Here is a 26,778-nt window from a genome sequence, read left to right on the forward strand (position 1 = left end):
CGCGTCGAGGCGACCGCTTTCTCGCACATCCGGATCCGGGCATGGGAGAACCCGCAATCGGGGACTATCATCTGATGGAATCATCGGATGATTGGTATTCCCTCAGGAAGCAAAGGCGGTGGCCATGACGCTGTGGGACCAGATCCCCGACGCCGACCCGGAGGAGACGGCCGAATGGCGCGAGTCCCTGGAGGCGCTCGTACGGGAGGCGGGCCCCGACCGGGCACGCTATCTGATGGGGCGGCTGCTCGACACGATCGGAGCGCCGACGGTCCCCTACCTCAACACCGTTCCCACCGCTGAGGAGCCCGCGTACCCGGGCGACCTGGCGATCGAGGAGCGCATCGCGGCGTACGACCGGTGGAACGCCGCCGCCATGGTGACGAGGGGCAGCAAGCTCGGCCTCGGCGGCCACATCTCCACCTACGCCTCGGCGGCCTGGCTGTACGAAGTGGGCTTCAACCACTTCTTCCACGGCACCGAGGACCAGGTCTACTTCCAGGGCCACGCCTCACCGGGCATCTACGCCCGCGCGTTCCTGGAGGGGCGGCTCACCGAGGCCCAGCTCGACCGGTTCCGCCGGGAGGCCGGCGGGGGAGGGCTCCCGTCCTACCCGCACCCGCGAGCGATGCCGGACTTCTGGCAGTTCCCCACCGTCTCCATGGGGCTCGGCCCGCTGAACGCGATCTACCAGGCCAGGTTCAACCGCTACCTCGCCGCCAGGGGGATCAAGGACACCTCGGGCGGCCACGTGTGGGCCTTCCTCGGCGACGGTGAGATGGACGAGCCCGAGGCGACCGCCGCGCTCACCCTGGCCGCCAGGGAGAAGCTCGACAACCTCACCTTCGTGATCAACTGCAACCTCCAGCGGCTCGACGGGCCGGTACGCGGCAACACCCGCGTCGTACGCGAGCTGGAGAACGTCTTCCGCGGCGCGGGCTGGAACGTCGTCAAGGCGCTGTGGGGCACGGAGTGGGACGGCCTGCTCAGCCGCGACGTCGGCGGGCTGCTCGCCGCCCGCCTGGGCGAGGTGCCCGACGGGCAGTTCCAGACCTTCGCCGCCTCCGACGGCGCCTACATCCGTGAGCACCTGTTCCGGGGGCTGGAGCACCTGGCCGCGCCGTACGGCGACCAGGAGCTCGAACGCCTCGTCGGCGGCTCGCGCGCCGGACACGAGCCGCGCAAGGTCTACGCCGCCTACCGCACGGCCCTGGACCACCACGACGGGCCCACGGTGATCCTGGTGCAGACCGTCAAGGGGTGGACGCTCGGCTCGGGCTTCGAGTCGCGCAACGCCAACCACCAGATGAAGAAGCTCACCCAGGACGAGTTCCGCGCCATGCGCGACCGCCTCGACCTGCCCGTCCCCGACTCGGCACTGGACGGGGACCTGCCGCCGTACCTGCAGCCCGGCCCCGAGGAGCGCCGCTACCTCGCCGAGCGGCGGAACGCGCTGGGCGGCCCCATGCCCCGCCGCGCCACCGTGTCCGCCCCGCTGCCGCCGGCGCCGGACCGGCCGTTCGAGGCGCTCGCCAAGGGCGGCGCCACCGTCGCCACCACGATGGCCTTCGTCCGCCTGGTCAAGGACCTGATGCGGGTGCCCGAGACCGGCGCGCGCTGGGTGCCCATCGTCCCGGACGAGGCCCGCACGTTCGGCATGGAGTCGCTCTTCCCCACCGCGGGGATCTACTCCCCGCTCGGGCAGAGGTACGACGCGGTCGACCGGGAGCTGCTCCTGTCGTACAAGGAGTCGGCGACCGGGCAGATCCTGAACGAGGGCATCACCGAGGCCGGCTGCATGGCGAGCTTCACCGCCGCCGCCACGAGCTATGCCACGCACGGCGAGCCGGTGATCCCGTTCTACATCTTCTATTCGATGTTCGGCTGGCAGCGCACGGCCGACCAGATGTGGGCGCTCGCCGACCAGATGGGGCGCGGATTCCTGATCGGCGCGACCGCGGGCCGCACCACCATGACGGGGGAGGGGCTGCAGCACGCCGACGGCCACTCGCAGCTCCTCGCCTCGGCCAACCCCGCGTGCCTCAGCTACGACCCCGCCTTCGCGTACGAGGTCGGGGCGATCGTCCGCGACGGCCTGCGCCGGATGTACGGCGAGGCGGCGGAGGACGTCTTCTACTACCTCACCGTCTACAACGAGCCGCTGCCCCAGCCGGCGATGCCCGAGGGCGTCGAGGAGGGCATCGTACGCGGCATCTACCGCTACTCCTCCGGAGGCGGCCAGGCGCAGATCCTCGCCAGCGGCACCGCGATGCACTGGGCCCTGGAGGCGCAGCGGCTGCTCGCCGACGACTGGGGCGTGGGCGCCGACGTCTGGTCGGTCACCTCCTGGAGCGAGCTGCGCCGTGAGGCGATGGCCGCGGAGCGCGAGCGTGTGCCGTACGTCACCGCCGCCCTGGGCGGGGCGGACGGGCCGGTCGTCGCGGTGAGCGACTGGATGCGGGCGGTCCCCGACCAGATCAGGCCGTGGGTCGAGCAGGAGTGGGTGTCGCTGGGCACCGACGGGTTCGGCCTGTCCGACACCAGGGAGGCGGCCCGCCGCCACTTCGGCGTGGACGCGCAGGCGATCACGGTGGCGGTGCTGCGGGCGCTCAAGCCCGAGCTCGCCGAGGAGGCCGCGCAGCGGTACGCGTCCGCCTGACCGGCGGCTCTCCCGGCAGGCGGTGGCCGACCGGCTCCCGCCTGCCGGCTACTGCCGCGAGCCGAGGTGCGCCCGGATGGCGTCCATGACGTCGTCCGGGGAGGCCGAGCGCGGGAAGGCCGCCACGACCACCTGGTCCTCGCCCTCGTGCGGACCCTCCATGTTCTCCAGGTGCCGGAACGTCCTGATGACGTACTGCAGGGCGTGGTCGAGCGGTTCGAACGGGTCGTAGGAGCCGCCCGCGCGCAGCCAGCCGCGCAGCACCTGGTTGTGGGCGGCGACGACCGACGAGGCCATCAGCTCGGCGCGCAGCGGGGCGTCGGGTGTCCCGGCCAGCCAGTCGCCGACGTACTCGCGGAACAGCCGCTGGTAGCGTGCGACGCTGGCGATCTCGCGGTGCCGCAGCGCGGGCACCCGGCCGACCAGGCGGTAGCGCCGTAGCGACACCTCCGCGTCCTCGACGTAGTGCGCGAGGACGATGCGGACGGCGTCGCAGATCGCCACGATCGCGGTGTCCGCGGTGGAGGCCCTCAGCCGGGCCTCGACCTTCGCCAGCAGCGCGTCGTGGTCAGGGAAGATCACCTCTTCCTTCGACCGGTAGTACCGGAAGAAGGTGCTGCGGCTCACGCCGGCCCGGGCCGCGATGTCGTCCACGGTGGTCTCGTCGTAGCCGCGCTCGTTGAAGAGCCCAATCGCCGCGTCGGCGAGGCGCTGGCTGGTGGGCGATCTTGCCATCGGCCCATTCTCCCTGTTTGGCGAACCTTGTCGAATGCTGTGAGACTCAGTATCGTACGATTGAAACTCAGTCTCAAGAGGTGTGGTGATCAATGGATCTGCACAGTACGGCGGGCAAACTCGCCCATCTCGAAGACCGACGCGACGAGGCCGTGCAGGTCGGATCCACCGGTCGAGCGGCCGAGAAGCGGCGCGCCGAGGGGAAGCTGAGCGCCAGGGAACGGATCGAGCGACTGCTCGACGAGGGCTCGTTCGTCGAACTGGACGCGCTCGCCAAACACCGCAGCACCGCCTTCGGGCTGGAGCGCAACCGCGTCCCCGGCGACGGCGTCATCACCGGATACGGCACGATCGACGGCAGGAACGTCTGCGTCTTCGCCCAGGACTTCACCTTCCTCGGTGGCAGCCTCGGCGAGGTGTACGGCGAGAAGATCTGCAAGGTCATGGACCTCGCGGTGAAGACCGGATCCCCGATCATCGGCATCAACGAGGGCGCGGGGGCCCGCATCCAGGAGGGCGTCGTCTCTCTCGGCCTGTACGGAGAGATCTTCCGGCGCAACGTGCACGCCTCCGGCGTGATCCCCCAGATCTCCCTGATCATGGGCGCCTGCGCGGGCGGCCACGTGTACTCGCCCGCGCTGACCGACTTCACCGTCATGGTCGACCAGACCTCGCACATGTTCGTCACCGGCCCCGAGGTCATCAAGACCGTCACCGGCGAGGACGTCACCTTCGAGGAGCTCGGCGGCGGCCTCACCCACAACACCAAGAGCGGCAACGCCCACTACCTCGCCCATGACGAGGACGACGCGCTCGAGTACGTGAAGGCGCTGCTGTCCTACCTGCCCCAGAACAACCTCGACGAGCCCCCGGTCTTCGACGAGGAGGCCGACCTCGAGGTCAACGACGTCGACCTTGCGCTCGACACGCTGGTGCCCGACTCGGCGAACCAGCCGTACGACATGCGGAACGTCATCGAGTCCCTCCTCGACGACGGCGATTTCCTCGAGGTGCAGGCGCTGTTCGCGCCCAACATCATCATCGGCTTCGGGCGGGTGGAGGGCCGGCCGGTCGGCGTGGTCGCCAACCAGCCCATGCAGTTCGCCGGCACCCTCGACATCAACGCCTCGGAGAAGGCCGCGCGCTTCGTGCGCACCTGCGACGCGTTCAACATCCCCGTGCTCACGCTCGTCGACGTCCCCGGCTTCCTGCCCGGCACCGACCAGGAGTGGAACGGCATCATCCGCCGCGGCGCCAAGCTCCTCTACGCGTATGCCGAGGCCACCGTCCCGCTGATCACCGTGATCACCCGCAAGGCGTACGGCGGCGCCTACGACGTGATGGGGTCCAAGCACCTCGGCGCCGACCTCAACCTCGCCTGGCCGACCGCGCAGATCGCCGTGATGGGCGCCCAGGGCGCGGTCAACATCCTCTACCGCAAGGAACTCGCCGCGGCCGACGACCCCGAGGAGCTCCGTGCCAAACTTGTCACGGAGTACGAGGACACCCTGGCCAACCCCTACCAGGCGGCCGAGCGTGGCTACGTCGACGCGGTGATCGCCCCTCGCGAGACCCGGAGGGAGATCGTCCGCTCGCTGCGGCTGCTGCGCGGCAAGCGGGAGGGGCTGCCGCCCAAGAAGCACGGGAACATCCCGCTGTGAGCGAGCTGCGCGTCGTCAAGGGCGAGCCATCCCCGGAGGAGCTCGCCGCATTGGTCATGGCGGTCGCCGCGCGCGCGGCGACCGCTCCGGCGCCCGTGCCCGCCCCGCCACGTCGCTGGGCCGCCCGTCACCACATGATGCGCCGGCCCCTCGCCGCCGGTCCCGGAGCCTGGCGCGATTCGAGCTGGAAGCTTGGAGGACTTCAGTGAGCAACTCTCCCGTCCTGCGCAAGGTGCTCGTCGCCAACCGCGGTGAGATCGCCGTGCGCGTCGTCCGCGCCTGCAAGGACGCCGGAATCGGCAGCGTGGCGGTCTACGCCGACCAGGACCGCGACGCCCTGTTCGTGCGGATGGCGGACGAGGCGTACGCGCTCGGCGGGGCCAGCCCGGCGGAGACCTACCTCGACATCGAGAAGATCCTCGACGTGGCCCGCCGTACCGGCGCCGACGGCGTCCACCCCGGGTACGGCTTCCTCGCCGAGAACTCCGCCTTCGCCCAGGCCGTCATCGACGCCGGCCTCGTCTGGATCGGCCCCCCGCCCTCCGCGATCGACGCCCTCGGCGACAAGGTGCAGGCCCGGCACATCGCGCAGAAGGTGGGCGCGCCCCTGGTCGCCGGCACCAGCGACCCCGTGTCCGGCGCCGACGAGGTCGTCGCGTTCGCCCGCGAGCACGGCCTGCCCATCGCCATCAAGGCCGCGTACGGCGGGGGCGGGCGCGGGCTGAAGGTCGCCCGCACCCTGGAGGAGATCCCCGAGCTCTACGAGTCGGCCGTCCGCGAGGCCGTCACCGCGTTCGGGCGCGGCGAGTGCTTCGTCGAGCGGTACCTGGACCGTCCCCGCCACGTCGAGACCCAGTGCCTGGCCGACCGGCACGGCAACGTCGTCGTGGTCAGCACCCGCGACTGCTCGTTGCAGCGCCGCCACCAGAAGCTCGTCGAGGAGGCCCCGGCCCCCTTCCTCTCGCGCAAGCAGATCGCCACGCTGTACGAGTCGTCCAAGGCGATCCTCCGCGAGGCCGGCTACGTCGGCGCCGGGACCTGCGAGTTCCTCGTCGGCCAGGACGGCACGATCTCCTTCCTGGAGGTCAACACGCGGCTCCAGGTCGAGCACCCGGTCAGCGAAGAGGTCACCGGCATCGACCTGGTCCGGGAGATGTTCCGGATCGCCTGTGGCGAGGAGATCGGCTACAAGGACCCCAAGGTCGGCGGGCACTCGATCGAGTTCCGGATCAACGCCGAGGACGCGGGCCGCGGCTTCCTGCCCGCGCCCGGCACGATCACCCGCTGGCAGGCCCCCTCCGGCCCCGGAGTGCGGCTCGACGCCGGGTACGACCAGGGCGAGACGGTCCCCGGCTCTTTCGACTCGCTGGTCGCGAAGCTCATCGTCACCGGCCGCGACCGCACCCAGGCGCTGGAGCGCTCACGCCGCGCGCTGGCCGAGTTCGTCGTCGAGGGCATGCCGACCGTGCTGCCCTTCCACCGCGTGGTGGTCGACGATCCCGCGTTCATCGGCAACGGCAAGAGGTTCGGCGTCCACACCCGCTGGATCGAGACCGAGTTCGACAACACGATCGCCCCGTACGCCGGGGACACGGCGACCGCCGAGCCCGGCGCCGTCGAGCGCATCACGGTCGAGGTCGGCGGCAAGCGCCTGGAGGTCGTCCTGCCCGCCGGGCTCGGAGCGACCGGGGCGGCCGCGTCGGCCCGGCCGAATGGCGGGCGGCCGAAGCGCGCCGGCGGCTCCCGCAAGGCCGGCGGCGCCGCGGCGAGCGGCGACGCGCTGACCTCGCCCATGCAGGGCACGATCGTCAAGGTCGCGGTCGAGGACGGCGCCGTCGTCACCGAGGGCGACGTGATCGTGGTGCTTGAGGCGATGAAGATGGAGCAGCCGCTGACCGCGCACAAGGCGGGCACCGTGACCGGGCTCTCCGCCCAGGTCGGGGCGGGTGTCACCGCCGGGTCCACGATCTGCGAGATCAAGGACTAGCGCCGAAGCCGGGGTGCGCGTCCCCGTCGTGCCGGACGACTGGTCGTCGTCCGGCACGACGGGGAGCGCCGGGGCGCTATGGCCCCGGCGCCTGCGCGTCCACCTGTTCGCCCGGTGGCCGGACGCCGCCCGAGCCGCGCGCGTGGACGCGGCGGACGACGCGGGCCAGCAGCCAAACCTGGAGGGCGGTGAGCAGGAGCCCCAGGAGGGTGCCCGTCAGCATCGCCTCCCCGAAGCCCGCCGACCCGCCGCAGTCCAGCACGCCGCCCCGTTCGTACGCGGAGCAGACGAGCGTGCGTGTCGTCACCGTGCCGAGTAGCCAGTCGACGACCGCGAGCGGCAGCAGGCAGACGAAGCCGATGAGCGCGACGACCCGTGCCATTTCCTCTGGGGTGGCCCCCTCACGGACCGGGACCGGTTCCGTCCGCCGCCCTGCCATGTGACCTCCTCGTGCCGCTCACGGGCCAGCCAAGCACGTGGATGTGGGAGCGGGAACGAGGAGTTGTGCAGACTCCACACTGTTCTGGTGCGGGTCCGGCACTGGCCCTGGGGCGGCTCCCCGGCAGGCCAGGGCGCGAGCCGTACCCGGGGATCAGGCCCGGCGGAGGCGGCGAATCGGAGACGTCAGCAGCAGGGCCGCGCAGACCGCGAAGCTGACGCCGGTGGAGACGAACAGCAGGCCCCGAGGGCTGACGATCTCCGAGACCGGTCCCACCAGTGCCTGCCCGACGGCCATTCCGGACACCGATCCGGCGATCTCGTAGGCGGTGACCCGGTTGAGGACGTCGGGGGCGACCTGGGTCTGGACGCTCGTCGACCACATCACCGACCAGAAGGCCAGGGACATCCCGCCCAGCAGGTGGCCCGCCATCAGCAGCGGCAGCGGCAGTTCCAGCGCCACCGTCAGCGGGATGAACCCGAACCCGAAGATGGCCGCGCCACCGGCGGCGAGCGGTCGTGACGGCCGGAGCCTGATCGCGATCAGCCCGCCGAGAACGGTGCCGGAGCCGAGGCCGGCCATCACCCAGCCGTAGGCGGCATCGCCGAGGCGGTCGCCGACCAGGCGCGAGGCCAACGGGATGTAGGGGCCGAAGACCAGGATGCCGAAGAACACCCAGATGAGGATCACCGACCACATCCAGTTGCGGGAGCGGAACTCCAGCCAGCCGCGGCGCAGGTCCACCATGACCGTCGAGCGTTCCTTGGCCCCGGCGGCCGGAGCCAGCCGGATGAAGGCCAGGCACAGGCCGCTGAGCAGGAAGGTTCCCGCATCGACCGTGTAGACGGCGCCCGCGCCGGTCAGCGTCATCAGCAGGCCCGCGAGGACGGGCCCGCCGAGCTGGGTGGCCGCATCGGCGATCTTCAAGGTGCCGTTGGCGCGCTGCGGGTCCTTGGCGACAAGGGGGACCATGCCGTTGACGCCGGGCTGGAACATCGCGCTTGCCGTACCGGACAGGAACGAGGCGGACAGCAGCAGCCAGAGCGGCGGGGTGCCGGTGAAGAAGGCGACGGCCACCGCGGTCTGGGTGAAGATCCGGATGATGTCCGCGCTGACCATCATGGTCCGGGCGCCCAACCGGTCGGCGAACACTCCGCCGAACGGGATGAAGAGCACGAACGGGGCGGTACAGATGGCCAGCACGTAGCCGACGCCGGACACCCCGTAAATCGCTCCGACGGCCAGCGCGGTCGCGACGGGCATCATCGCGTCACCGAGCAACGACACCGCTCTGGCGCCGAAATACAAGACGAAGTCCCTGGTCCAGAGCCTGGCCGGGGCGGCGAGGGACTGTTCGCAGTCGTAAAGCGCGGTCATTTCCTGAACTCCATGACCACCTACTGTGGACATCCCGCAAGCCCGGCACAGGTGTCCACAATGACATCATTAGGTACATTTATGCCATGCTCATGAAGCGCCGCGTGGTCGCCCTGCTCAGCCCGCTCCAGGAGCTGTATCCGGTGACCAGCGCCTCCGCGGTCTTCGGCTACCACGGCCCGGACATCCCCGAGCACTACGACTTCACCCTCTGCGCCGAACGCCCGGGGCCGGTCCGGACGACCATGGGCGTCGACATCATCGTCGAGCGCGGGCTGGAGGCCCTCGCCGAGGCCGACACCCTTCTCATCGCGGGCTGGTGCTCAACGGTGGAGGTCTCCTCCGATCTCGGTGCCGCGATCCTGGCGGCCCACGCCCGCGGTATGCGGATCATGGCCATCTGCTCGGGGATCTACATCCCGGCGAGCCTCGGCCTCCTGGACGGCCGCGCCGCCGCCACCCACTGGGAACAGGCCGCCGAGATCGCCGCACGCTTCCCCCGCGTCCGGCCCGACGCGTCCGTGCTCTACGTGGATCACGGCGACGTGGCGACGGCCGGTGCCACCGCCACGACCATCGACCTCTGCCTGAACCAGGTCCGGCGAGAGTACGGCGCCGCCCTGGCGATGCGCATCGGCCGCCAGTTGTCGGCCGCCCCGCACCGGGAGGGCTGCCAGCGCCAGTACCCCGAACTGCCGACCACCGGCCCGGTGCCCGACTCGCTCGCCCCGCTGCTGGACTGGATCACCGCCAACCTGGACCGGCCGCTGACGATCGAGGACATGGCGGCCCGTTCCGGCCTGTCCTGCCGTACCTTCAGCCGTCACTTCACCAGCCAGCTCGGCATCTCCCCCGGCCGCTGGCTGCTCGACCGTCGCATAGCCGGTGCCCGCGCCCTCCTGGAGGAGACCGACCTGTCCGTCGAGACCATCGCCCAGCGCGTCGGCCTGTCCTCGGCGGTGAACCTGCGCCGCCGCTTCCACAACGCGCTGAACACCACGCCCGCCGCCTACCGGCGCTCCTTCCGTTGAAGCGGCGGTCCCCGGCGCGGACGCGGGCGCGTCATGGACTTGAAGAAGTTTTCAATTGGCTATCATGGCGTGTGACGAATTCTCGTTGTCAGCCGGTTCCGCACCAAGGAACGGAGACGTGCATGTGTGACGTCGCCGGGCCGCGCGCACCTCGACGAGCAGCCCCCCCGCCGGGGGCGGATGGCCGCAGGGGGAGGTGCTGATGCCCGTTCCCCTCTACCAGGCGAAGGCGGATTTCTTCCGCACGCTCGGCCATCCCGTACGGGTCCGGGTCCTGGAACTTCTCCAGCACGGCCCCCTCCCGGTGCGCGATCTGCTCGCCGGGATCGAGGTGGAGGCGTCCAACCTTTCGCAGCAGCTCGCCGTGCTGCGGCGGGCGGGTATCGTGACCTCGACGCGCGAGGGATCCACCGTCGTATACGCACTGAGCAGCAACGACGTGGCCGATCTGCTGCGAGCGGCGAGACGCATCCTGACTGACATGATCGCCGGACAGGGCGAGCTGCTGGCGGAGTTGCGAGAGGCGGAGCATACCCGGCCCGGGTGATCGGGCCTCGCACGTCGTACGGAAGGCGCGGCGCACCCGCCGAGGGGCCTCGGGGCCGCCGGTGCGCCGCGTCGCGACCCCCAGCGGACCCGCCCGGTCCCACGGGTGCGAGCCGTACGCCGTGGACAAACCTATGCCCAACACCTAGACGGTGTGGGAAATTGCATAATTCTTCAAATGATAGAGAATAGGGCGAAGCACGGCCTGTGTGACGGGAGGACGATCAATGGGGCGGGGTCGGGCCAAGGCGAAGCAGACGAAGGTCGCTCGCGAGCTCAAGTACGCCAACCACAACATGGATCTCGAGAGGCTGCGCCAGGACCTCGGCGTGGTCGACGAGCCCATGCGTGATGACGAGACCGATGCTCCCAACGACGGTGCAGGTCAGGCGTAGGCGCGGAGAAGGACCGGTCCCTTGCGGGGACCGGTCCTTCCGCTTCCCGGTGCCTTCATGACGTTCTCCCCGCCGCGGGCCACCGCTCCCGGCGTGCCGGGCAAGGTCCGGTCCAGGCTTCGGAACCTGGCCCTGCTCGAAGCGGCCAACATCCCCTTTCAGGCGTGGGTCTGGTTCGGGGTGGTCGGCCTGCCTGTCACGGCGGCGAACGCCGTGGGATTCGTTCTGGCCGCGCTCCTCCTCGTCCAGGGGTCGCTGTACTGGATCGCCAAGCTCCGCCAGTTGCGAAGGCCGGGCCCTCTTCCGGGAGTCCGCGCCTTTCTGATCGCGCGAGTGGCCGATGTGCCCCTCCTGGTAACCGGAGTGGCGTTCACCGCGTACGCCGCGGCCGCCGGCCCCGGGCGCGCTTCCTGGCCCGGCGTGGCGTTCGCTCTCGTCGCGGTGCTCGAATACGTCAACTACTTCCATGTTCAGCTCATGCACGACACCGCGGCCGATCTCCGCCGGTTGGTGGCCGCCGGGTTGCGTCCGTCGCACTTGGCGCGGGATCTCGCCCGCGCCCGGCGAGGGTGACGACCGCCGGGGCCGGCCTCGGCGACCCACGACGGCAGTCCGCCTGGAGTTTTCCGGCTGACCGGGTTTCTTGTGGTGAAAGCTCTCCAACGGGGCCTTCGCGCTGACAAATAACATGAGGTGGGTTTGGGTGGCGGCTTTTCGCGCAACCCGCCTGGCATATTTCTGGCACAGCCATCGCATAACTGATGAGTGACCGATTGCGAAGTGGCGTCTGCCCTTTTTAGGGAAGCCACTCCTGGATCCCGGCGAGATGCCCGAGTTCTGACTCGATGCGCTGCCTGTCGCCGGAGGTGAGCTCCAGACCGCGCAAATCGGCGGCCCAAGGATCGGTGGGCTCGCCGAGGGCCGTCGCCAGATCGATGAGGTGGCACAGGGCGATGGCCCGCTCGACCACCGGGGCGTCCGCGCCGTGCCTGCGCACCGCCGACTTGAGCGCGCGGAAAGCCTGCAGGTCATCATTCTTGAACTCGCGCAGAATCCGGGCGTTGTCGAGCGCCTTGGCCAGGCCGGTCAGCTTCTTCGAGCCGCCATACTCCAGTTCGGCCGGCTCGTCGCGCTGGATGAACATGATCGAGTTCCCGGACGGATCGATCAGCGTAAACCGGGACGCACCTGGCCGGTAGCGGGTGATCCGCGGCAGGCCGGAACTCAGCACCTTGCCGTGAACCCGGCGCATCGCCGCGACGAACGCCGCGTGATACGGCGCCACGGCGTCGACCAGGACCAGGCAGCCTCCGGACTGCTCCCGGGCCGGATCCAGCCCTTCGGGCGCCGGGCCGAAGTGCAGGTGGAATCCGCTCCATCGCAGCGCCAGATAGACATAGGGCTTGCTCTGCTTGTAGGTCGCCTCGAACCCCAGCGCCTCATAGAAGGCCAAGGTCTCTTCCACCGACGCGCACGGCATCAACGGCACCGTCGTCTCGTTCGGCCGAACCGCGATCTCACTCACGTCATTCCACCTTCCAGGTCGTCCGGCGATGCTCGCACCCCGGAGCGAACCTCGCATATGGATCGTTCCACTTCGATTAGGACGCAGGTTGGTGTAAGCGGGCATCCGTGACGTCGGTTCGAACTGCAGGCGGGTAAATCCGGCTCAGGGCGAACTTCCGTTTCGCCCAACAAGATGGCGACATTCTGGAATGATCGCGGGGCATACCTCGTGTTCTTCGAGACTGATGGACAGTGACTGATGCCCCCCATGGAGAAAATCACCGCCTTTATGGCGGATCATCCAGTCGGTACCGCTGTTATCTGCGTATTCGCCCTGATTATTCTGATTGTGGGGTATTTTGCGCTCCGGGCCGCTTGTCGGACAATCATCACCCTTTATCGGCGTTTCGCCGCGCCGCGTCCCCCGGAGGACATCCTCACGATCGTCGCCGCGACCATCGCCACCGGCGTTTCCGCCCAGGGCATGTGGCGCTTCTCGGGCGACGTCCTGGGCTTCGACGGCCCCCTTCGCCTTCTGCTCTTCGCGTTCATCGAAGTCGCCGTGATCACTAGCGCCGTACGGGCCCGCCGGAACATGCGGGAGAACTACTCGGCCGGCATCGACGGAATCGCCGTATGGGTGTTCACCTCCCTGTCGGCGGTGCTGTCCAGCATGGACGCCCGCAGCCTGCCCGAGGCCCTGTTCCGGCTGGCCGCCCCGCTCGTCGCGGCCTGGCTCTGGGAGCGCGGCATGGCGATCGAACGGCACCGCATCACCGGACGGGCCCGCATCAACTGGCGGGTCACCCCTGAGCGCGTCATGGTCCGCATCGGGCTCGCCGAGGCGGGCGACCGCACGGCCGGCGAGGTGGACGCGCACCGCCGGCTCACCCGCGTGGCGCTGGCCGCCAAGCGGGCCCGCGCGCTGCGCGCGGCCGGAGCGTCCGACCGGAAGATGCGCGCCGCGCTCAGGAAGCTCGACCGGGCGATGGACCAGGCGGTGGAGCACACGGGACTGGCCGTGGACTCCGAGCGGCAGGAGGCACTGTTGTCCCAGATCGGGGCGCTCTACAACACGTCCGCCCTGATCGACCTGAGCCCGCCCGTCCCGTGGGCGCCCGAAGAGGAGGAAAAGCCGGCGGAGCAGTCCGTACGTCCCGCGCACGCCGTGCTTCTCGCCGCGGGCGCACCGCTCCTCGACGACGAGGACGACGACGAGGAGGGACGTGAGGTGGTCGAGCCGGCGCCTCCGGTCGACACGGCGCAGCGCGCCGCGCTGATGCGCGCGGCCCGCCAGTACTGGGAGCGGGAGATCGAACGCCGCTTCGTGCCCCGCGCCGCCGACATCGCGCACGAGATCGGCATCCCGCTGGTGACCGCCCGCGAATATCGCGCGCTGTGGAAGCTGGAGCCCAAGGCCCACGCGCTGCTGGAGGCCGCGTACAACGAGCACGGGATCATCGACACCGGGACGTTCCCGGCGATCACCACGCCGGAGAGCGTCGTGACGGTGAACGGTTCCGCGGCGAGCCGTTGAGCCGGGGACGGGCGACGCCGTCGCGGGCGTAGGTCGCGGGCGTAGGCGATCAGTAGCGGCGGGCCCAGCGCGGCTCGACGCTCGTCCAGGCCTCCTCCCAGCTCTTCCGGTTGAGGCGCCGCATGGTGCGGCGGAGGAGGCCGACGAACATCGCCAGCACCGCGGCGAGCCCGGAGAGCGCCGCGAGGGCGACGATCACGGTCGCCATGATGATCTCCAGAGCGCCGGCGGGCTCCCGGGACGGCTCGCTGTGCGCGTCGACCCAGATGTTCACCTTCGTGCCGACGGTGGCGGTGCCCCTGACCGGGATCACCGCTTCGTGGAGCTTGCCGTCGGACGTCTGCCAGCGGGCGCCGGCCCGGAACTCGGCCGTGCCGCCCAGCCGCGACCCCTGAGCGGGGGAGGGCTGCTCGTACAGCGTCGCCGTCACCTGGTGCTTGCCCGCGTTCTCTGTCTGCGCGGTCACGTACGCCGTGCGGGAGGCGAGGTACGTCCCCACAGGGATGATCGCGGTGAAGAGGATGAGCAGCGTGATGAGGATCGTCGATTCCACATGATCGGCCGCGCGGCGCAGGGGATTGTGATCCAGGCCTAGGAACCGGGCCAGCCTCGCTGATATCGGCGTATTCATCCCATACCTCCACACGTACCCGACCGTAGGGAACCGGCCGAGGCCCGGCACAGTGCTGATCGACCCGGCTATGGAGGGACCTTCGTCCGTACCCGCGCGGTGCTGTGCCCCGGCTCGCGCCGGGTACGGACGCGTCCGGCGCGGGCCGAGGTGTTTCCGGCAGGCCCGGGGGCGGATCAGGGGGAGAATCGCGGCGATGGTCCCCACGGTCCGGGACCTCAGACCCTGACATCGCCCCTTACTCCTGGTGATGTCATGGAGGAGAAGGCTCGCTGCGAAGGGAGTCGGAGATGGGTGCCATCGCACGCAGGGAGTCCGGATGGCCTTTCCCGGACCTGCTGGAATGGCTGGAATCGCCGCTGATGGGGCTGCGCTCGTCCGCCGAGCTGATCCGAATCGAGGACTACGTGGAAGGCGACCGGTACATCGTACGGGCCGAGCTTCCGGGCATTGACCCGTCGAGGGACGTCGACATCACCCTGACGAACGGGGTGCTCGAAATACGCGCGGAGAAGAGTGAGGAGATGAGGGAGCGCCGCCGCACCGAGTTCCACTACGGGTCGCTCTACCGCTCCATCACGCTCCCGCTGGATGTGCGGGAGGACGACGTCCAGGCCACGTACAAGGACGGCGTCCTCGAGGTGAGCGTCGGCCTGGAGACGGAGAAGAAGGCCGAGGGGCGGCGGATCCCGATCCAGCGGACGGCGGGCGAGGAACGCCCGCAGATCGGGGAGGCGACCTGATTCCGAGACGGACGGGGCGGGGGCCGGGCGGGCTCCCGCCCTTTCCCATGTCACGGGAGCGGCCGCATGTCACGGGAACGGCGCCTTCCACGCGCCTCGGCCGTGAGCCGCGTACCCGCCGGGGAGTCGCGCCGGGGAGTCGCGGTCAGCCGCGGCGCCACCGCGGGGTGTCGTCCTCTTCCCACTCCAGCTTGTCGACGACGTCGATCACGCCGTGGACCCGGCGGGCCATGGCGACCACGATCGCGGCGTCGCTGCGCCGGGTCGTCCACCCGGTCAGCGTGACGACCCCCTGACACACGTCCACCTCCATCCGCGAGCTCTCCGCCCACAGCGAGTGCCCGACGACGTCATCGCGCACTTCCTCGGCGAGGTCGGCGTCGGTGCGTACGAACACCCGGAGCATGTCCTGGCGGCTGACGATGCCGATGAGGACGCCGTCGGCGTCCACGACGGGCAGCCTCTTCACGCCGTGCTGGTCCATCAACCGGATCGCCGTGACGACGGAGGCGCCGGGCGGGACGGTCACCGCCGGGGACGTCATCAGCTCGGCGGCGGTCTCGCCGTGGGCGGTGTCCCTGATGCTGTGGTTCTTCTCGGTGAGGCGGTGCCGCAGGCGGGCGCGCAGCGGCGGCTGGTAGCCCTCGCCGTAGTACTGCTCCTTGAACTGCTCCTTGCGCAACAGGTCCGCCTCGGAGATGACCCCGATCACGTGGCCCTCGTCGTCCACCACCGGTACGGCGCTCACACTGTGCGCGATGAGCACTTCCGCGACGTCCTTGAAAGGCGTGCCTCCGTCGACGGACACCACATGCGGGGCCATGATGTCCCTCACTTTGACGCGCATCACGTGCCTCCAAATACGGCCGGGAAACGATGGGAATGCCCGGCCACCATCCAAGTGGCGCCGGGCGGCGCCGGGCAGAGGTCGGAAGTCCCGAAACGGAGGGCCCTTCGGACGTAGAGCGCAGCTCATGCCCGCCCCCGGACGGGCCTCGGAGCGGAGGGCGGCGGCACGCGGGTTCCCTCCTCTACGGCAGGAGCACGGCCGCGCCCTCGACGCGGTCGGCGGCGAGGTCGGCCAGGGCCCGGTCGGCGGCCCCGAAGGGGTAGGGCGTGGTCGCGACCCGGGGAGGGTGCAGCGCGGCGAGTTCGAGGAACGCCCGCCCGTCCGCGCGGGTGTTGGCCGTGACGCTGCGCAGGGTCCGCTCCTGGAACAGGTGGCGTTCGTAGTTGAGCACCGGGATGTCGGTCAGGTGGATCCCCGCCACGGCGAGCGTCCCGCCGCGGTCCAGGGCCGCGAGCGCGGGCGGCACGAGGTCGCCCACCGGCGCGAACAGGATGGCCGCGTCCAGCGGCTCGGGCGGTGGGTCCCACGCCCCGCCCGCCGACCGCGCGCCCAGCTCCAGGGCCAGTTCCCGCGCCTGCTGCGATCGCGTCATCACGTGTACGGCGGCGCCCTGGGCGATGGCGACCTGCGCCGTCAGGTGGGCCGAGGCGCCGAAGCCGTAGATCCCGAGCCGGCCCCCGGGCGGCAGGTCGGCACGGAGCAGGGCCCGATAGCCGATGATCCCCGCGCACAGCAGCGGCGCGAGCGTCTCGGCGGCGTGATCGTCCGGCAGGAGGTACGCGAAGCCCGCCGGTACGGTGACGTACTCGGCGTAGCCGCCGTCGGCGTCCCAGCCGGTGTAGGTGGACGCCGGGCAGAGGTTCTCCGCTCCGCGCAGGCAGTAGCGGCAGCGTCCGCACGTCGAGCGCAGCCAGGCCACGCCCACCCTGGCGCCGAGCGGCGGGCTCTCCGCTCCGGGGCCGTGCGCGGTCACCCTGCCGACGACCTCGTGGCCGGGGACGGTCCGCGGCCGCCGTGGAGGCAGGTCACCCTCCGCCAGATGCAGGTCCGTACGGCAGACGGCGCACGCCTCGACGCGTACGAGCAGCTCGCCGGGTCCGGGGGTGGGGACCGGGAGCCGCGCCCGTTCGAGGGGACGTGTGGCGATCGGGCCCGGACGGGCGACCACCCAGGCGTCCATGCCGGCGTCCATGCCGGTCAATCCTCTCGGCCCCGATCGCCGTGGCCGCCTCCGCCTCCGGCGACCCGGGCGACCGGGATGACCGTCATGCCGTCCTGGACGATCGGTTCGCCGAACACGCGTTTGACCGCGGGTTTGTCCTGTGCTTGCTCGATCATCTGGATGATGTCCATCACGGCCCTTTCGCGGCGAATGTCCCTCTATCCATTCCCGCGTACGGCGACCACGAAAGACGGGAAACCGCACCTCCGGACCCGGCCGGGTACACAGGGACCTGTGAGGTTGCGCGATGAAGGAGAGAAAAGATGATCATCGTTGGTGTCGACGGTTCCGGGGCGGGGCTGGAGGCCGCCGCCTGGGCGGCTCGTGAGGCGGCGCTGCGCGGCACCCCGTTGCGTGTGGTCCACTCGATGCCGAAGTGGGCGTCCGAGATGCCTCCCCATGGTCCGTACACGGACGTGGCGAGGTGGATGCGCGAAGGAGCCGACACCGTTGTCGCCGAGGCGTTGGACCGGATCGGGGAGCAGGAAGGAGATGTGGCCGTCGAGTCCGCCCTGCTGCCGGGGGATGCCCGGACCGCGTTGATCAAGGCGGCGGAGGAGGCGGAACTGCTCGTGGTCGGCAACCACGGGCTCGGCGGTTTCCGCGGGCTTCTGCTCGGCTCCGTGGCGCTCGGCGTGGCCGGAAGGGCGCCATCCCCTGTCGTCGTGGTTCGCGCGCTCCCGGCGGAGGGCCGCCGCAGGATCGTGGTGGGCGTGGACGGGGCGCCGTCGAACGCCGGCGCCGTCGAGTTCGCGTTCGCCGAGGCCGCCCTCCATGACGCGGAACTGCACGCCGTCCACGCCTGGCGGGGGCTGGTCGCCGGCGGCTTCGAGGCCGCCGCGTCCGCGCAGGAGGAGGACGGCCTGCGCGCCATGCTGTCCGAGGCGTTGGCGGGCCCGGCGCGCCGCCACCCCGAGGTGAAGGTCACCGAGCACGTCGTCAACGGGCACCCGGTCGAGGTGCTGAAGGAGGCGTCGGCCGGCGCGGGGCTGCTCGTCGTCGGGTCCCGCGGGCGCGGCGACCTGGCCGGGCTGGTGCTCGGCTCCGTCAGCAACGCCCTCCTCCAGCACGCCGACTGCCCGGTGGCCGTGATCCCGCCGCCCCGGGAGCGGTGAGACGCGGGCGGGGGCGGGGCCGGCTGTTCGCCACCCCCGCCCCCGCCTCGGATTCCGTGGGCGACCCGAGAAGGCTCAGCTGGACCGGGCGGCCGCGGCGAACTGGGCCACGTCCTCGGCGCCGTCCTCGATCAGTTTGGCGGCCAGGTCGGACAGGGCGCGCCCTGCCGCCAGCTCGTCCCCGATCTGCGGCACCGGCCGGTCATGCGGGTTGCGCCGGGCGTGTGCCACGCTCTCGTGCCGGGTGCCGTCGCCCGCGTGTAGCACGGCCCGGGCTGTGGTCACCTGGTCGGTTTCGTCCTCGTCGATGAAGATTTCGACGTTCCACTCCTTGCGCTCCATAGTGAACACACCTCCCGATTTAAGCGTCCCCTCGGTCCATCGCGAACGGAAGGGGCTTTTGGCCTGGCATGTCGCTATTTGTAACTTTTGTGGAGAATTTACGGTCAAAAGCTGCTGATCCGGCGGCCGCTGATGGTGTGCGGCGCGATCCGGATGTACGTCTCGCGCGCGCCCCCGGCCCAGGGCTCCACCCCGGTGCCGGCCGCCTCCTCCAGCTCGTCCGCCGAGACGCGGTGCGCGGGCCCCTGGACGAGGACGCTCCACCCCTCGCGGTTGACCTCGTCGATGTGGTCGACCTCGAAGCCGATCGTCAGCTCGACGCCTTCCAGTCCGGTGCGCACCGCTTCCTCCATCGGTCCGCCGTACTGGGTGCGGAAGACGATCGCGCCCTTGTAGACCTTGAAATTCACGGGGAGGACCGTCGGTCCGCAGGGCCCGCTGAAGGCGACCCTGCCCACGCCGCCCGGCTCGATCAGGCGCATGCACTCCTCGGGATCGAGCGCGTGCAGGACCGGGTGCGCCGTGGCCGGTCCCTGGCCGGGCGGCCGGTCCATGTCGGCGCCGAGTAGATCGTCCGTGGTGGTCTCCAGCGCCGCCGCGAGCCGCAGCAGCGCCTCCTCGGTGATCGAGGCGGCGGCCTCCTCGACGTACTCCACGAAACCGGGAGCCATGCCCGCGCGCTCCGCCAGCTCCTCACGGCTGAGCCCCAGGCGCTTGCGGTGGTGGGCGATGCGGCGGCCAAGGTCACCGGGCGAGACCGTTCGGCGGGACATCTGCTCCCCTTCCTTCGTCGAGGGTCATGACACCTTCAGAAGCGACGGTACGCCGTGCCCGCCGCCGTCGTCGCGATACCCCTGCCCCGGCCGCTTATACCGCCCTGAGCGGGGCATTCAGGGACCTAAGCCCCGCGTGCGGAGGACGTACGCCGCTGCCCGGGGGCTCCGCCCCGGGCGGACCCTGGTCGGGAGCGAGGGAGCGGCAGCGAGGGAGGACGCCATGTCCGTCACGGTCAGAGACGTCATGGGACGTGTGGCCATCGCGGTCCAGGAGGACGCGGGCTTCGCCGACATCGCCGCCGCGATGGAGAGGTACAGGGTGGGAGCGGTTGCGGTGATCGACGCCGAGCGCCGGCCCGTCGGCGTCGTCTCGGAGGACGACCTGCTGCTCCGCGAGACCGGCGCGCCCGGAGGACCCGGCGCGCTCCTGGACCCGGGCAGGCGGCGGCGCGAGCACCGCAAGGCGCTCGGCGTCACCGCCGCCGAGATCATGAGCACGCCGCCGGTGACCGTGACCCCAGGAACCCCCGTACGGGTCGCCGCGCGGCTGATGCACGAGAAGCGGATCAAGCAGCTCCCCGTGATCGACCCGGTCACCGGGCGCATCGTCGGGACCGTCCACCAGTCCGACCTGCTCCGGATCTTCAACCGCCCGGTGGAGGACATCCGCGCCGACATCGCCGAGGTGATCGGGCACCAGGCCGACCCGGAGTGCCTGGACGTCCTCATCGAGTGCGGCATGGTCACCATCCGGGGCAGGGTGCACAGGCGCTCGCAGATCTCCCACCTCGTCGAGGCGGTACGCGCGGTCGAGGGCGTGATCGGCGTGACGACCGAGATCACGTTCGCCAAGAACGACCTCGTGGTGCCGCCGCTCCACTGACCGGCGGCGACGCCGGGCGCCCCGGGGCCCCGGTCACTCGCCGCGGTCGACCTTGAGCCGCGCGGCCAGGGCCGCCGCCTGCGTGCGGCGCTGCATGTTGAGCTTGCTCAGCAGGTTGGACACATAGTTCTTGACGGTCTTCTCGGCCAGGTAGAGCCGCTCGCCGATCTGCCGGTTGGTCAGCCCCTCGCCGATCAGCTCCAGGATGTGCCGTTCCTGCTCCGACAGCGCCGCGAGCGGGTCACGCTTGTCGGCCTGCTCGCGCAGGCGCTGCAGCATCCTCGCCGTCGTCTGCGGGTCGAGCAGCGACTGCCCCGAGGCCACCGTCCGCACCGCGCCGACCAGGTCGGAGCCGTGGATCTGCTTGAGCACGTACCCGGAGGCCCCGGCCATCACGGCGTCGAACAGCGCCTCGTCGTCGGCGAAGGACGTCAACATGAGGCAGGCCAGCTCGGGCATCCGCGAGCGCACCTCCCGGCAGACGTCGACGCCGCTGCCGTCGGGCAGCCGTACGTCGAGGACGGCGACGTCCGGCTTGAGCGCCGGGATGCGGGCGATCGCGGACTCGGCCGTGCCCGCCTCGCCGATGACCTCGATGTCGTCCTCGGCCTCGAGCAGGGCCGCCACACCGCGCCGCACGACCTCATGATCGTCCAGGAGGAATACACGAATCATGTCATGCACGCTAGCGTCCGATCCGTCTGGATGGGTAGGCGGCCGGAACGAGGCCGGCCGTTCCCGCCGGGCGCGGGGCCGGAGGTCCCGCAATCATGGGACGTTCGGCCGCTGGGCTGCCGAGAGCCCGGTGGTGGAATGGAATTCACCGGCCCTAGGAGGAGACGCGCCATGATCGCACCCATCGTCGTCGGAGTAGACGGTTCCCCGCAGTCGACCGCGGCGGTGGACTGGGCCACCGACGACGCGGCACGCCGGGGCGCGCCGCTGAAGATCGTGCACGTCCGTGAGCCGTGGTCGCACCGGTACCCCTTCCACGGCGTCGAGGGGTACGACCAGTCGCTCTCCGAGCACTGCGAGGGTGTGATCAACGCGGCCGCGCAGCGGGCGAGGGAACGGGTCCCGGGGCTCGCCGTCACCGCGGAACTGGCCTCTGGCACGGTCGTGGAGAAGATGAAGGCCGAGTCCCGGAAGGCCACAGCCATGGTGGTCGGCAGCCGGGGCATGGGCGGCTTCGCCGGGCTCGTGCTCGGCTCCGTCGGGCTGGGCCTGGCCGGTCACGCCGCCTGCCCCGTCGTGATCGTCCGCGGACCGAGCAAGGACGTACGCGGGCCGGACGAGGAGGCGGGGCGGGAGATCGTCGTCGGCTTCGACGGCTCCGAGCACTCCGAGGCCGCCATGCGGTACGCGTTCGAGGAGGCCGAGCTGCGCGGGGTCCCGGTGCGGGTGGTTCATGCCTGGCAGGTGCCCGCGTTCACCCCGTTCGGGGTCGGCTACACACGGGCGCTGGAAGAGGTCTTCGACCAGAGCGCGGACACGGCCCGCCGGCGGATCGCGCCGTGGCGCGACAAGCACCCCGGCGTGCAGGTGGAGCAGTCCTTCATCTGCGGGCACCCGATCGCGGTCCTGTCGGAGTTCTCGCGCCGGGCCGACCTGCTCGTGGTCGGGTCCCGGGGCCTCGGCGCGTTCGGCTCCGCCGTGCTGGGATCGGTCGGCCACGGCGTCCTGCACCGGGCTCACTGCGCCGTCGCCGTCGTGGGCCGGGGAGAGGAGGAGCAATGAGCGTGGAGGATCTGACCGCGGAGCAGATCATGACCCGCGTGCTCGTCACGGTCACCGCGGAGGAGTCGCCGCTGATGGCGTGGGAGTTGATGCGCCGCGCCGACGTCCACCACCTGCCCGTCGTGGATGACGACTGCCATGTCCTCGGCGTCCTGACCAGGGAGGACGTCGCCGCCACCTGGTGCGGCGGCGGGCCGGACGAACACTCGCGCCGCCAGGTGCGCAGCCTCCTCGGCCGGCGTCGCCTGCCGAAGGTGGGGCCGGGGCAGACGCTGTCGCGGATCACCTGCGTCATGCTCGACGTGGCCTGCGACGCCGTTCCCGTCGTCTCCGAGGCGGGCAGGCTGCTCGGCCTGATCACGGTCAGCGACGTGCTGAGGGCAGTGGCGGGCCGTGCCGGCCGCGACGAGGAGCGGGGCGAGCAGGGCCGGACGCGGGAGAGCGGCGGCGAGGTGCGGACCGGGTTGTTCCACCTCAACCCCGTCCTCCCATCCGACTGACCGCTGCCGCGGGCGCGCCAGAGACGTCCGGGGACCAACGGCGCGCCCCGCACCGACCTTCGGCCCTGACCGCCCTCCGTGCCTGTCCGGAGACTGATCACCGAGGTGATCTTGATGGCACGGGTACTGGTCGCGTACGGCTCCAAGATGGGGGCCACGGCCGAGATCGCGGAATGGATCGGCCAGGCGCTGCGCGAGGAGGGCCACCAGGCCGACGTCGTCGCGGCGGCGGACGCCCGCGACGTACGGGAACACGACGCGGTGATCCTCGGGGGCGCGCTCTACGCCCGGCGGTGGCACAAGGACGCCCGGAGGTTCGCGCTCCGTCACGCGGCGACCCTGCGGGCTCTGTCGGTGTGGCTGTTCAGCAGCGGCCCGCTGGACGGCTCGGCCGTGGAGGAGGACATCCCGCCGACGCCGAACGTCGCCCGCTGGTGCGTCCGGCTGGAGGCCCTCGGCCACGCCACGTTCGGAGGCCGACTGGCGCCGGACGCCGCCGGTTTCCCCGCGTCCGCGATGGCCAGGACCATGGCCGGGGACTTCCGCGACCGCGGCCAGATCACGGCGTGGGCGAAGGCGGTCGGCCGCGAGCTGGGGTAGGAGCCCCACATGGGGCACCTTCCGGCGTACGAGCCGATGACGGCCCGGCTGGGGGAGTTGCCGCCGGAGCCGCAGGACGCGTTGTTCGGTTTCGAAATGAAGTGGGACGGCGTGCGGGCCCTCGGCTACGTCGAGGACGGGCGGCTGCGGCTGCTCTCGCGCAACGGGCTGGACGTCACGGTCGCCTATCCCGAGCTGGGGCCCCTCGCCGGCGCCGTCGCGGACGAGGCCGTGCTGGACGGGGAGATCGTCGCGTTCGGGCCCCGGGGGCTGCCCAGCTTCGCCGCCCTCCAGCCGCGGATGCACCAGCGGGACCCGGTCAAGATCCGACTGCTGGCGCGGGCCACTCCGGTGACGTACCTGATCTTCGACATCCTGCACGCCGGGGGCCGGCCGGCGATCCGCCGGCCGTACGCCGAGCGGCGCGAACTGCTCGACCGCACGGTGGTGGCGGGGGAGCGCTGGGACGTGCCGCCGTACTCCCCCGGAGGTGGCGCGACCGCCTTCGAGACCAGCCGCGAGCTGCTCCTGGAGGGCGTGGTCGCCAAGCGGCTGACCTCGACGTACCAGCCGGGGCGGCGCAGCGCGGACTGGATCAAGATCAAGCACTTCCGCACCCAGGAGGCGGTCATCGGCGGGTGGAAGCCGGGCGAGGGCAGGCGCGCCAAGGGCATCGGCTCGCTGCTGCTCGGCGTCCACGACCAGGAGGGACGGCTGGTCTACGCCGGACACGTGGGGACCGGGTTCACCGAGGCGATGCTCGCCGATCTGGGGGCGCTGCTGGCGCCGCTCACCCGGGAGACCAGCCCGTTCGCCGACGAGGTGCCACGCGGGCACGCCCGCGACGCCCGCTGGACCGACCCCACCCTCGTCGGCGAGGTGCGGTACGCGGAGTGGACCGCCGACGGCCGGCTCCGCCACCCGAGCTGGCGCGGCCTGCGGCCGGACCGCCGCGCCGAGGACGTGGTCCGCGAGCCCGGCTGATCGGCGGCCCGCCCGTACGGCGACGTCCGGGGCGGCGATCGGCGCGGCGACCCGGGCGGTGGGAGCCGCGCCCGGTCACCGACGCGCAGCTGCGTCACGGCCGAGACATAACCTGGATTCTGTCGAGCCCGTTTCCGTGCCCGGCGGTCCGCGAACTGAGGCGTTTGATGGCGGCGATGACAACCCAGACCTCGAAGCGTCCACACGACAGGCTGCCCACCGAGGTGACGAGCTTCGTCGGCCGCCGCCACGAGGTGGCCGAGGCCAAGCGGATGCTGTCCCACTCCCGCATCGTGACGTTCACCGGCCCCGGCGGGGTCGGCAAGACCCGGCTTGCGCTCCGGATCGCCGCCGACGTACGCCGGGCCTTCCCCGACGGTGTCTGGCTGGTCGAGCTGGCCGCGCTGGACGACCCCGGCATGCTGTGCCAGACCGTGGCCGAGGCGCTGGAGATCCGCAACCAGTCGTCCCGCCCGTGCCCGGACGTGCTCGCCGACCACCTCAGGGACCGGCAGGCGCTGCTGGTCCTGGACAACTGCGAGCACCTGCTGCAGGAATGCGCCGTGTTCGTGGAGAAGCTCGCGCGGGCCACCGCCGACCTGCGGATCCTCGCCACCAGCCGGCAGGCCCTGGGCGTCGCCGGGGAACAGACGCTGGCCGTGCCCGCGATGTCGCTGCCCGACATGGACGGCGCCGTCCTGCCGCTGGAGACGCTCGCCCAGTTCGACGCCGTACGCCTGTTCGCCGAGCGGGCCTCCGCCGTGGTGCCCGGATTCGCCGTCACCGAGGCCAACCACGAGACGGTGGAGCGGATCTGCCGCACGCTGGACGGCATACCGCTCGCGCTCGAACTGGCCGCGGTGCGGCTGCGGGCGCTCTCCCTCGACCAGCTGCTCGACCGGCTGGACGACCGGTTCCGGCTGCTCACCGCGGGATCGCGCGCCGTGCTCCCGCGGCACCGCACGCTGCGCGCGCTGATCGACTGGAGCTACGGCCTCTGCACCGAGCAGGAGCGGCTGCTGTGGGCCCGCGTGTCGGTCTTCGCCGGGAGCCTCGACCTGGAGGCGGCCGAGGAGGTCTGCTCCGGCGACGGGATCGCCAGGGAGGACGTCCTCAACCTGGTGATCGGCCTGGTCGACAAGTCCATCCTGATCCCCGACGAGCACGGCCCGGCGATGCGGTACCGGATCCTGGACACCATCCGCCAATACGGCAGGGAGCGGCTGGAGGAGACCGGCCAGGAGGACGCGCTGCGGCACCGGCACCGGGACTACTACCGGGGCCTGGCGGCCGAGGCGGACCGGCTGCTCTTCGGGCCGGACCAGGTCGCCTGGTTCACCCGCCTGCAGCACGAGCACGCCAACCTGCGCACGGCCCTGGAGCACTGCTTCGGACAGGGGGAGACCCGCACCGGCCTGGAGATGGCGACCGACCTTCTCTACCACTGGACCACCGGCTACTACCTCAGTGAGGGCCGCGGCTGGCTGGAGAAGGGCCTGGCGGCGGAGACCGAGCCGAACCCGACCCGGGCCAGGGCCCTGTGGTGCGCGTCGTGGCTGGCGATCATCCAGACCGAGATCGCCGCCGCCGACGACATGCTGGTGGAGGCGCGCGCCATCGGCGAGCGGCTGGAGCTGGCGCAGGTCCTCGCGTACGCCGCCCTCTTCTCCGGCATGATCGCGATGTGCCGGGAGGCGCCGGCCGAGGCGATCGCGCTGTACGAGGAGGGGGTGCGCCGCGCCCACGAGATCGGGGACCCGGTGGCCGAGGCGCTCGCCCGCAACCGGCTCACCCTCGCCCGCTCGGTCGTCGGCGACTCGGACGCGGCGATCGCCGAGGGGGAGCGGTGCGTCGCCCTGTGCGACGCGTACGGCGAGCAGTGGCACCGGGCGTACGCGCTGACGGCGCTCGGGGTCGAGCACTGGCGGCGTGGCGACGACGCCCGAGCCGCCGAGCTGGCCGAGGAGAGCCTGCGGTTCAACCGCTCCCTCGACGACATGCTGGGCGCGGGGCTCAACATCGAGGTGCTCTGCTGGATCGCCGCGGGCCGGCAGCAGTATGAGCGGGCCGGGCGGCTGCGCGGCGTGCTGGGGAGGATCTGGGAGTCCCTCGGCACGGCCATGTCGAGCTACGCCTACCTGACGCCGTACCGGGAGGAGAGCGAGGAGCGGGCTCGCCAGGGGCTCGGGGAGACCGGGTATCGCGCCGCGGTGCGCCGCGGCGCCAGGATCACGTACGAGGAGGGGGTCGCCTACGCCCTGGGGGAGGCCCCGGAGGAGGAACGGGCGGAACGGCCCGCCGACGCCTCGCCGCTGACCCCGAGGGAGACGGAGATCGCCCAGCTCGTCGCCCAGGGCATGAGCAACAAGGAGATCGCCGCCACGTTGGTGATCGCGCAGCGCACCGCCGAGGGGCACATCGAGCACATCCTGAGCAAGCTCGGGTTCAGCTCGCGCGCCCAGATCGCGGTCTGGGTCCGCGAGCGCGACCACGCCGCCGGGGACCCGCCCCGGGAGTGAGCG

The 26,778-nt window shown here is 71.2% G+C and carries 28 protein-coding genes; 17 read left to right on the forward strand and 11 right to left on the reverse strand.

Annotated features, from left to right (window positions below; all coding sequences use genetic code 11):
- The first annotated feature begins 124 nt into the window (after positions 1 to 124).
- Entirely contained in the window at positions 125 to 2,659 is a 2,535-nt protein-coding gene (aceE, locus tag ACQP1V_RS14155; RefSeq protein ID WP_433422895.1) for a pyruvate dehydrogenase (acetyl-transferring), homodimeric type, read from the forward strand.
- A gap of 48 nt (positions 2,660 to 2,707) precedes the next feature.
- Here aceE and ACQP1V_RS14160 read toward each other — a convergent pair whose 3' ends face one another.
- Complete coding sequence (locus tag ACQP1V_RS14160) at positions 2,708 to 3,394, reverse strand: TetR family transcriptional regulator (protein WP_433422898.1); 687 nt, start codon at positions 3,392 to 3,394, stop codon at positions 2,708 to 2,710.
- A gap of 92 nt (positions 3,395 to 3,486) precedes the next feature.
- Here ACQP1V_RS14160 and ACQP1V_RS14165 point away from each other — a divergent pair, with 92 nt between their 5' ends.
- From ACQP1V_RS14165 to ACQP1V_RS14175, 3 genes are read left to right on the forward strand one after another with little or no spacing between them, the layout of a single operon-like run.
- Positions 3,487 to 5,055: an acyl-CoA carboxylase subunit beta gene (locus ACQP1V_RS14165; protein ID WP_067134115.1), complete on the forward strand. Its 1,569-nt coding sequence runs from the start codon at positions 3,487 to 3,489 to the stop codon at positions 5,053 to 5,055.
- Positions 5,052 to 5,264, forward strand: a complete 213-nt coding sequence (locus tag ACQP1V_RS14170) for an acyl-CoA carboxylase subunit epsilon (protein ID WP_067134113.1) — start codon at positions 5,052 to 5,054, stop codon at positions 5,262 to 5,264. Before ACQP1V_RS14165 ends, ACQP1V_RS14170 begins: the two co-directional genes overlap by 4 nt.
- Before the next feature lie 14 nt (positions 5,265 to 5,278).
- Positions 5,279 to 7,042 (forward strand): acetyl/propionyl/methylcrotonyl-CoA carboxylase subunit alpha, encoded by a 1,764-nt coding sequence (locus ACQP1V_RS14175; RefSeq protein ID WP_433425826.1) that lies wholly within the window; start codon positions 5,279 to 5,281, stop codon positions 7,040 to 7,042.
- Between the two features lie 76 nt (positions 7,043 to 7,118).
- Here ACQP1V_RS14175 and ACQP1V_RS14180 read toward each other — a convergent pair whose 3' ends face one another.
- Positions 7,119 to 7,424: a hypothetical protein gene (locus ACQP1V_RS14180; protein WP_433422901.1), complete on the reverse strand. Its 306-nt coding sequence runs from the start codon at positions 7,422 to 7,424 to the stop codon at positions 7,119 to 7,121.
- 210 nt (positions 7,425 to 7,634) lie between these two features.
- Positions 7,635 to 8,858 carry an MFS transporter gene (locus tag ACQP1V_RS14185; protein ID WP_433422903.1) on the reverse strand — a complete coding sequence of 408 codons (1,224 nt, stop codon included), beginning with the start codon at positions 8,856 to 8,858 and terminating at the stop codon, positions 7,635 to 7,637.
- An 86-nt stretch (positions 8,859 to 8,944) separates the two neighbouring features.
- Here ACQP1V_RS14185 and ACQP1V_RS14190 point away from each other — a divergent pair, with 86 nt between their 5' ends.
- The 4 genes from ACQP1V_RS14190 (at position 8,945) to ACQP1V_RS14205 (ending at position 11,403) form a co-directional block, all read left to right on the forward strand.
- On the forward strand, positions 8,945 to 9,889 hold the full coding sequence (locus ACQP1V_RS14190; RefSeq protein ID WP_067134107.1) for a GlxA family transcriptional regulator: 945 nt from the start codon (positions 8,945 to 8,947) through the stop codon (positions 9,887 to 9,889).
- Between the two features lie 202 nt (positions 9,890 to 10,091).
- Complete coding sequence (locus tag ACQP1V_RS14195) at positions 10,092 to 10,436, forward strand: ArsR/SmtB family transcription factor (RefSeq protein ID WP_067134414.1); 345 nt, start codon at positions 10,092 to 10,094, stop codon at positions 10,434 to 10,436.
- A 226-nt stretch (positions 10,437 to 10,662) separates the two neighbouring features.
- Positions 10,663 to 10,830: a DUF3073 domain-containing protein gene (locus tag ACQP1V_RS14200; RefSeq protein ID WP_387413426.1), complete on the forward strand. Its 168-nt coding sequence runs from the start codon at positions 10,663 to 10,665 to the stop codon at positions 10,828 to 10,830.
- A gap of 57 nt (positions 10,831 to 10,887) precedes the next feature.
- Complete coding sequence (locus ACQP1V_RS14205; protein WP_433422905.1) at positions 10,888 to 11,403, forward strand: hypothetical protein; 516 nt, start codon at positions 10,888 to 10,890, stop codon at positions 11,401 to 11,403.
- A 223-nt stretch (positions 11,404 to 11,626) separates the two neighbouring features.
- Here the strand turns inward: ACQP1V_RS14205 and ACQP1V_RS14210 are convergent, their stop codons facing one another.
- Entirely contained in the window at positions 11,627 to 12,355 is a 729-nt protein-coding gene (locus tag ACQP1V_RS14210; RefSeq protein WP_433422908.1) for a glyoxalase, read from the reverse strand.
- Positions 12,356 to 12,685: 330 nt separating this feature from the next.
- Here ACQP1V_RS14210 and ACQP1V_RS14215 point away from each other — a divergent pair, with 330 nt between their 5' ends.
- Complete coding sequence (locus ACQP1V_RS14215) at positions 12,686 to 13,873, forward strand: hypothetical protein (protein WP_433422910.1); 1,188 nt, start codon at positions 12,686 to 12,688, stop codon at positions 13,871 to 13,873.
- Positions 13,874 to 13,922: 49 nt separating this feature from the next.
- On the opposite strand, the gene ACQP1V_RS14220 is transcribed toward ACQP1V_RS14215, so the two are convergent.
- Positions 13,923 to 14,504, reverse strand: a complete 582-nt coding sequence (locus ACQP1V_RS14220) for an Rv1733c family protein (RefSeq protein ID WP_433422911.1) — start codon at positions 14,502 to 14,504, stop codon at positions 13,923 to 13,925.
- 290 nt (positions 14,505 to 14,794) lie between these two features.
- Between ACQP1V_RS14220 and ACQP1V_RS14225 the strand changes: the two genes are divergently transcribed.
- Entirely contained in the window at positions 14,795 to 15,247 is a 453-nt protein-coding gene (locus ACQP1V_RS14225) for an Hsp20/alpha crystallin family protein (protein WP_433422914.1), read from the forward strand.
- Between the two features lie 145 nt (positions 15,248 to 15,392).
- Here the strand turns inward: ACQP1V_RS14225 and ACQP1V_RS14230 are convergent, their stop codons facing one another.
- The 3 genes from ACQP1V_RS14230 to ACQP1V_RS14240 all read right to left on the reverse strand — a co-directional run bounded on the left by ACQP1V_RS14230 (position 15,393) and on the right by ACQP1V_RS14240 (position 17,450).
- Positions 15,393 to 16,094, reverse strand: coding sequence for a CBS domain-containing protein (locus ACQP1V_RS14230; RefSeq protein ID WP_433422917.1), 702 nt, complete (start codon positions 16,092 to 16,094; stop codon positions 15,393 to 15,395).
- Positions 16,095 to 16,278: 184 nt separating this feature from the next.
- Entirely contained in the window at positions 16,279 to 17,277 is a 999-nt protein-coding gene (locus ACQP1V_RS14235; RefSeq protein ID WP_433425828.1) for a zinc-binding alcohol dehydrogenase family protein, read from the reverse strand.
- A 17-nt stretch (positions 17,278 to 17,294) separates the two neighbouring features.
- Complete coding sequence (locus ACQP1V_RS14240; RefSeq protein WP_387413441.1) at positions 17,295 to 17,450, reverse strand: hypothetical protein; 156 nt, start codon at positions 17,448 to 17,450, stop codon at positions 17,295 to 17,297.
- Between the two features lie 132 nt (positions 17,451 to 17,582).
- Here ACQP1V_RS14240 and ACQP1V_RS14245 point away from each other — a divergent pair, with 132 nt between their 5' ends.
- Entirely contained in the window at positions 17,583 to 18,434 is an 852-nt protein-coding gene (locus tag ACQP1V_RS14245; RefSeq protein WP_387413443.1) for a universal stress protein, read from the forward strand.
- Between the two features lie 75 nt (positions 18,435 to 18,509).
- On the opposite strand, the gene ACQP1V_RS14250 is transcribed toward ACQP1V_RS14245, so the two are convergent.
- A complete protein-coding gene (locus tag ACQP1V_RS14250) occupies positions 18,510 to 18,776 on the reverse strand; it encodes a DUF1876 domain-containing protein (protein WP_067134083.1) in 267 nt (88 codons plus the stop codon).
- A gap of 104 nt (positions 18,777 to 18,880) precedes the next feature.
- Positions 18,881 to 19,549 carry a helix-turn-helix domain-containing protein gene (locus ACQP1V_RS14255; protein ID WP_067134079.1) on the reverse strand — a complete coding sequence of 223 codons (669 nt, stop codon included), beginning with the start codon at positions 19,547 to 19,549 and terminating at the stop codon, positions 18,881 to 18,883.
- A gap of 223 nt (positions 19,550 to 19,772) precedes the next feature.
- On the opposite strand from ACQP1V_RS14255, the gene ACQP1V_RS14260 reads away from it, so the two are divergent.
- The gene (locus ACQP1V_RS14260) at positions 19,773 to 20,435 is read left to right on the forward strand and encodes a CBS domain-containing protein (RefSeq protein ID WP_387413446.1); all 663 of its coding nucleotides are present in this window, start codon (positions 19,773 to 19,775) and stop codon (positions 20,433 to 20,435) included.
- Positions 20,436 to 20,468: 33 nt separating this feature from the next.
- On the opposite strand, the gene ACQP1V_RS14265 is transcribed toward ACQP1V_RS14260, so the two are convergent.
- Positions 20,469 to 21,110 (reverse strand): response regulator, encoded by a 642-nt coding sequence (locus tag ACQP1V_RS14265; RefSeq protein ID WP_387413448.1) that lies wholly within the window; start codon positions 21,108 to 21,110, stop codon positions 20,469 to 20,471.
- 171 nt (positions 21,111 to 21,281) lie between these two features.
- Here ACQP1V_RS14265 and ACQP1V_RS14270 point away from each other — a divergent pair, with 171 nt between their 5' ends.
- The 5 genes from ACQP1V_RS14270 to ACQP1V_RS14290 all read left to right on the forward strand — a co-directional run bounded on the left by ACQP1V_RS14270 (position 21,282) and on the right by ACQP1V_RS14290 (position 26,775).
- Positions 21,282 to 22,172: a universal stress protein gene (locus ACQP1V_RS14270; RefSeq protein ID WP_433422919.1), complete on the forward strand. Its 891-nt coding sequence runs from the start codon at positions 21,282 to 21,284 to the stop codon at positions 22,170 to 22,172.
- Entirely contained in the window at positions 22,169 to 22,672 is a 504-nt protein-coding gene (locus ACQP1V_RS14275) for a CBS domain-containing protein (RefSeq protein WP_433422921.1), read from the forward strand. The genes ACQP1V_RS14270 and ACQP1V_RS14275 overlap by 4 nt, the downstream gene beginning before the upstream one ends.
- 114 nt (positions 22,673 to 22,786) lie before the next feature.
- Complete coding sequence (locus ACQP1V_RS14280) at positions 22,787 to 23,272, forward strand: flavodoxin domain-containing protein (protein WP_067134410.1); 486 nt, start codon at positions 22,787 to 22,789, stop codon at positions 23,270 to 23,272.
- 9 nt (positions 23,273 to 23,281) lie between these two features.
- Positions 23,282 to 24,256 carry a non-homologous end-joining DNA ligase gene (gene ligD / locus ACQP1V_RS14285; protein WP_387413453.1) on the forward strand — a complete coding sequence of 325 codons (975 nt, stop codon included), beginning with the start codon at positions 23,282 to 23,284 and terminating at the stop codon, positions 24,254 to 24,256.
- A gap of 176 nt (positions 24,257 to 24,432) precedes the next feature.
- Positions 24,433 to 26,775 carry an ATP-binding protein gene (locus tag ACQP1V_RS14290; protein ID WP_433422923.1) on the forward strand — a complete coding sequence of 781 codons (2,343 nt, stop codon included), beginning with the start codon at positions 24,433 to 24,435 and terminating at the stop codon, positions 26,773 to 26,775.
- Positions 26,776 to 26,778 lie beyond the last annotated feature (3 nt).

Source organism: Microtetraspora malaysiensis, assembly GCF_050947145.1.
Classification (GTDB): Bacteria; Actinomycetota; Actinomycetes; order Streptosporangiales; family Streptosporangiaceae; genus Microtetraspora_A; species Microtetraspora_A malaysiensis.

Coding starts and splice junctions, on each gene's coding strand:
- ACQP1V_RS14290 (WP_433422923.1), top strand. CDS start 24,433: ATGACAACCCAGACCTCGAAGCGTCCACACGACAGGCTGCCCACCGAG.
- ACQP1V_RS14205 (WP_433422905.1), top strand. CDS start 10,888: ATGACGTTCTCCCCGCCGCGGGCCACCGCTCCCGGCGTGCCGGGCAAG.
- ACQP1V_RS14185 (WP_433422903.1), bottom strand. CDS start 8,858: ATGACCGCGCTTTACGACTGCGAACAGTCCCTCGCCGCCCCGGCCAGG.
- ACQP1V_RS14190 (WP_067134107.1), top strand. CDS start 8,945: ATGCTCATGAAGCGCCGCGTGGTCGCCCTGCTCAGCCCGCTCCAGGAG.
- ACQP1V_RS14280 (WP_067134410.1), top strand. CDS start 22,787: ATGGCACGGGTACTGGTCGCGTACGGCTCCAAGATGGGGGCCACGGCC.
- ACQP1V_RS14250 (WP_067134083.1), bottom strand. CDS start 18,776: ATGGAGCGCAAGGAGTGGAACGTCGAAATCTTCATCGACGAGGACGAA.
- ACQP1V_RS14245 (WP_387413443.1), top strand. CDS start 17,583: ATGATCATCGTTGGTGTCGACGGTTCCGGGGCGGGGCTGGAGGCCGCC.
- ACQP1V_RS14195 (WP_067134414.1), top strand. CDS start 10,092: ATGCCCGTTCCCCTCTACCAGGCGAAGGCGGATTTCTTCCGCACGCTC.
- ACQP1V_RS14230 (WP_433422917.1), bottom strand. CDS start 16,094: ATGCGCGTCAAAGTGAGGGACATCATGGCCCCGCATGTGGTGTCCGTC.
- ACQP1V_RS14265 (WP_387413448.1), bottom strand. CDS start 21,110: ATGATTCGTGTATTCCTCCTGGACGATCATGAGGTCGTGCGGCGCGGT.
- ACQP1V_RS14180 (WP_433422901.1), bottom strand. CDS start 7,424: ATGGCACGGGTCGTCGCGCTCATCGGCTTCGTCTGCCTGCTGCCGCTC.
- ligD (WP_387413453.1), top strand. CDS start 23,282: ATGGGGCACCTTCCGGCGTACGAGCCGATGACGGCCCGGCTGGGGGAG.
- ACQP1V_RS14200 (WP_387413426.1), top strand. CDS start 10,663: ATGGGGCGGGGTCGGGCCAAGGCGAAGCAGACGAAGGTCGCTCGCGAG.
- ACQP1V_RS14220 (WP_433422911.1), bottom strand. CDS start 14,504: ATGAATACGCCGATATCAGCGAGGCTGGCCCGGTTCCTAGGCCTGGAT.
- ACQP1V_RS14255 (WP_067134079.1), bottom strand. CDS start 19,549: ATGTCCCGCCGAACGGTCTCGCCCGGTGACCTTGGCCGCCGCATCGCC.
- ACQP1V_RS14270 (WP_433422919.1), top strand. CDS start 21,282: ATGATCGCACCCATCGTCGTCGGAGTAGACGGTTCCCCGCAGTCGACC.
- ACQP1V_RS14240 (WP_387413441.1), bottom strand. CDS start 17,450: ATGGACATCATCCAGATGATCGAGCAAGCACAGGACAAACCCGCGGTC.
- ACQP1V_RS14160 (WP_433422898.1), bottom strand. CDS start 3,394: ATGGCAAGATCGCCCACCAGCCAGCGCCTCGCCGACGCGGCGATTGGG.
- ACQP1V_RS14260 (WP_387413446.1), top strand. CDS start 19,773: ATGTCCGTCACGGTCAGAGACGTCATGGGACGTGTGGCCATCGCGGTC.
- ACQP1V_RS14165 (WP_067134115.1), top strand. CDS start 3,487: ATGGATCTGCACAGTACGGCGGGCAAACTCGCCCATCTCGAAGACCGA.
- ACQP1V_RS14275 (WP_433422921.1), top strand. CDS start 22,169: ATGAGCGTGGAGGATCTGACCGCGGAGCAGATCATGACCCGCGTGCTC.
- ACQP1V_RS14235 (WP_433425828.1), bottom strand. CDS start 17,277: ATGGACGCCTGGGTGGTCGCCCGTCCGGGCCCGATCGCCACACGTCCC.
- ACQP1V_RS14225 (WP_433422914.1), top strand. CDS start 14,795: ATGGGTGCCATCGCACGCAGGGAGTCCGGATGGCCTTTCCCGGACCTG.
- aceE (WP_433422895.1), top strand. CDS start 125: ATGACGCTGTGGGACCAGATCCCCGACGCCGACCCGGAGGAGACGGCC.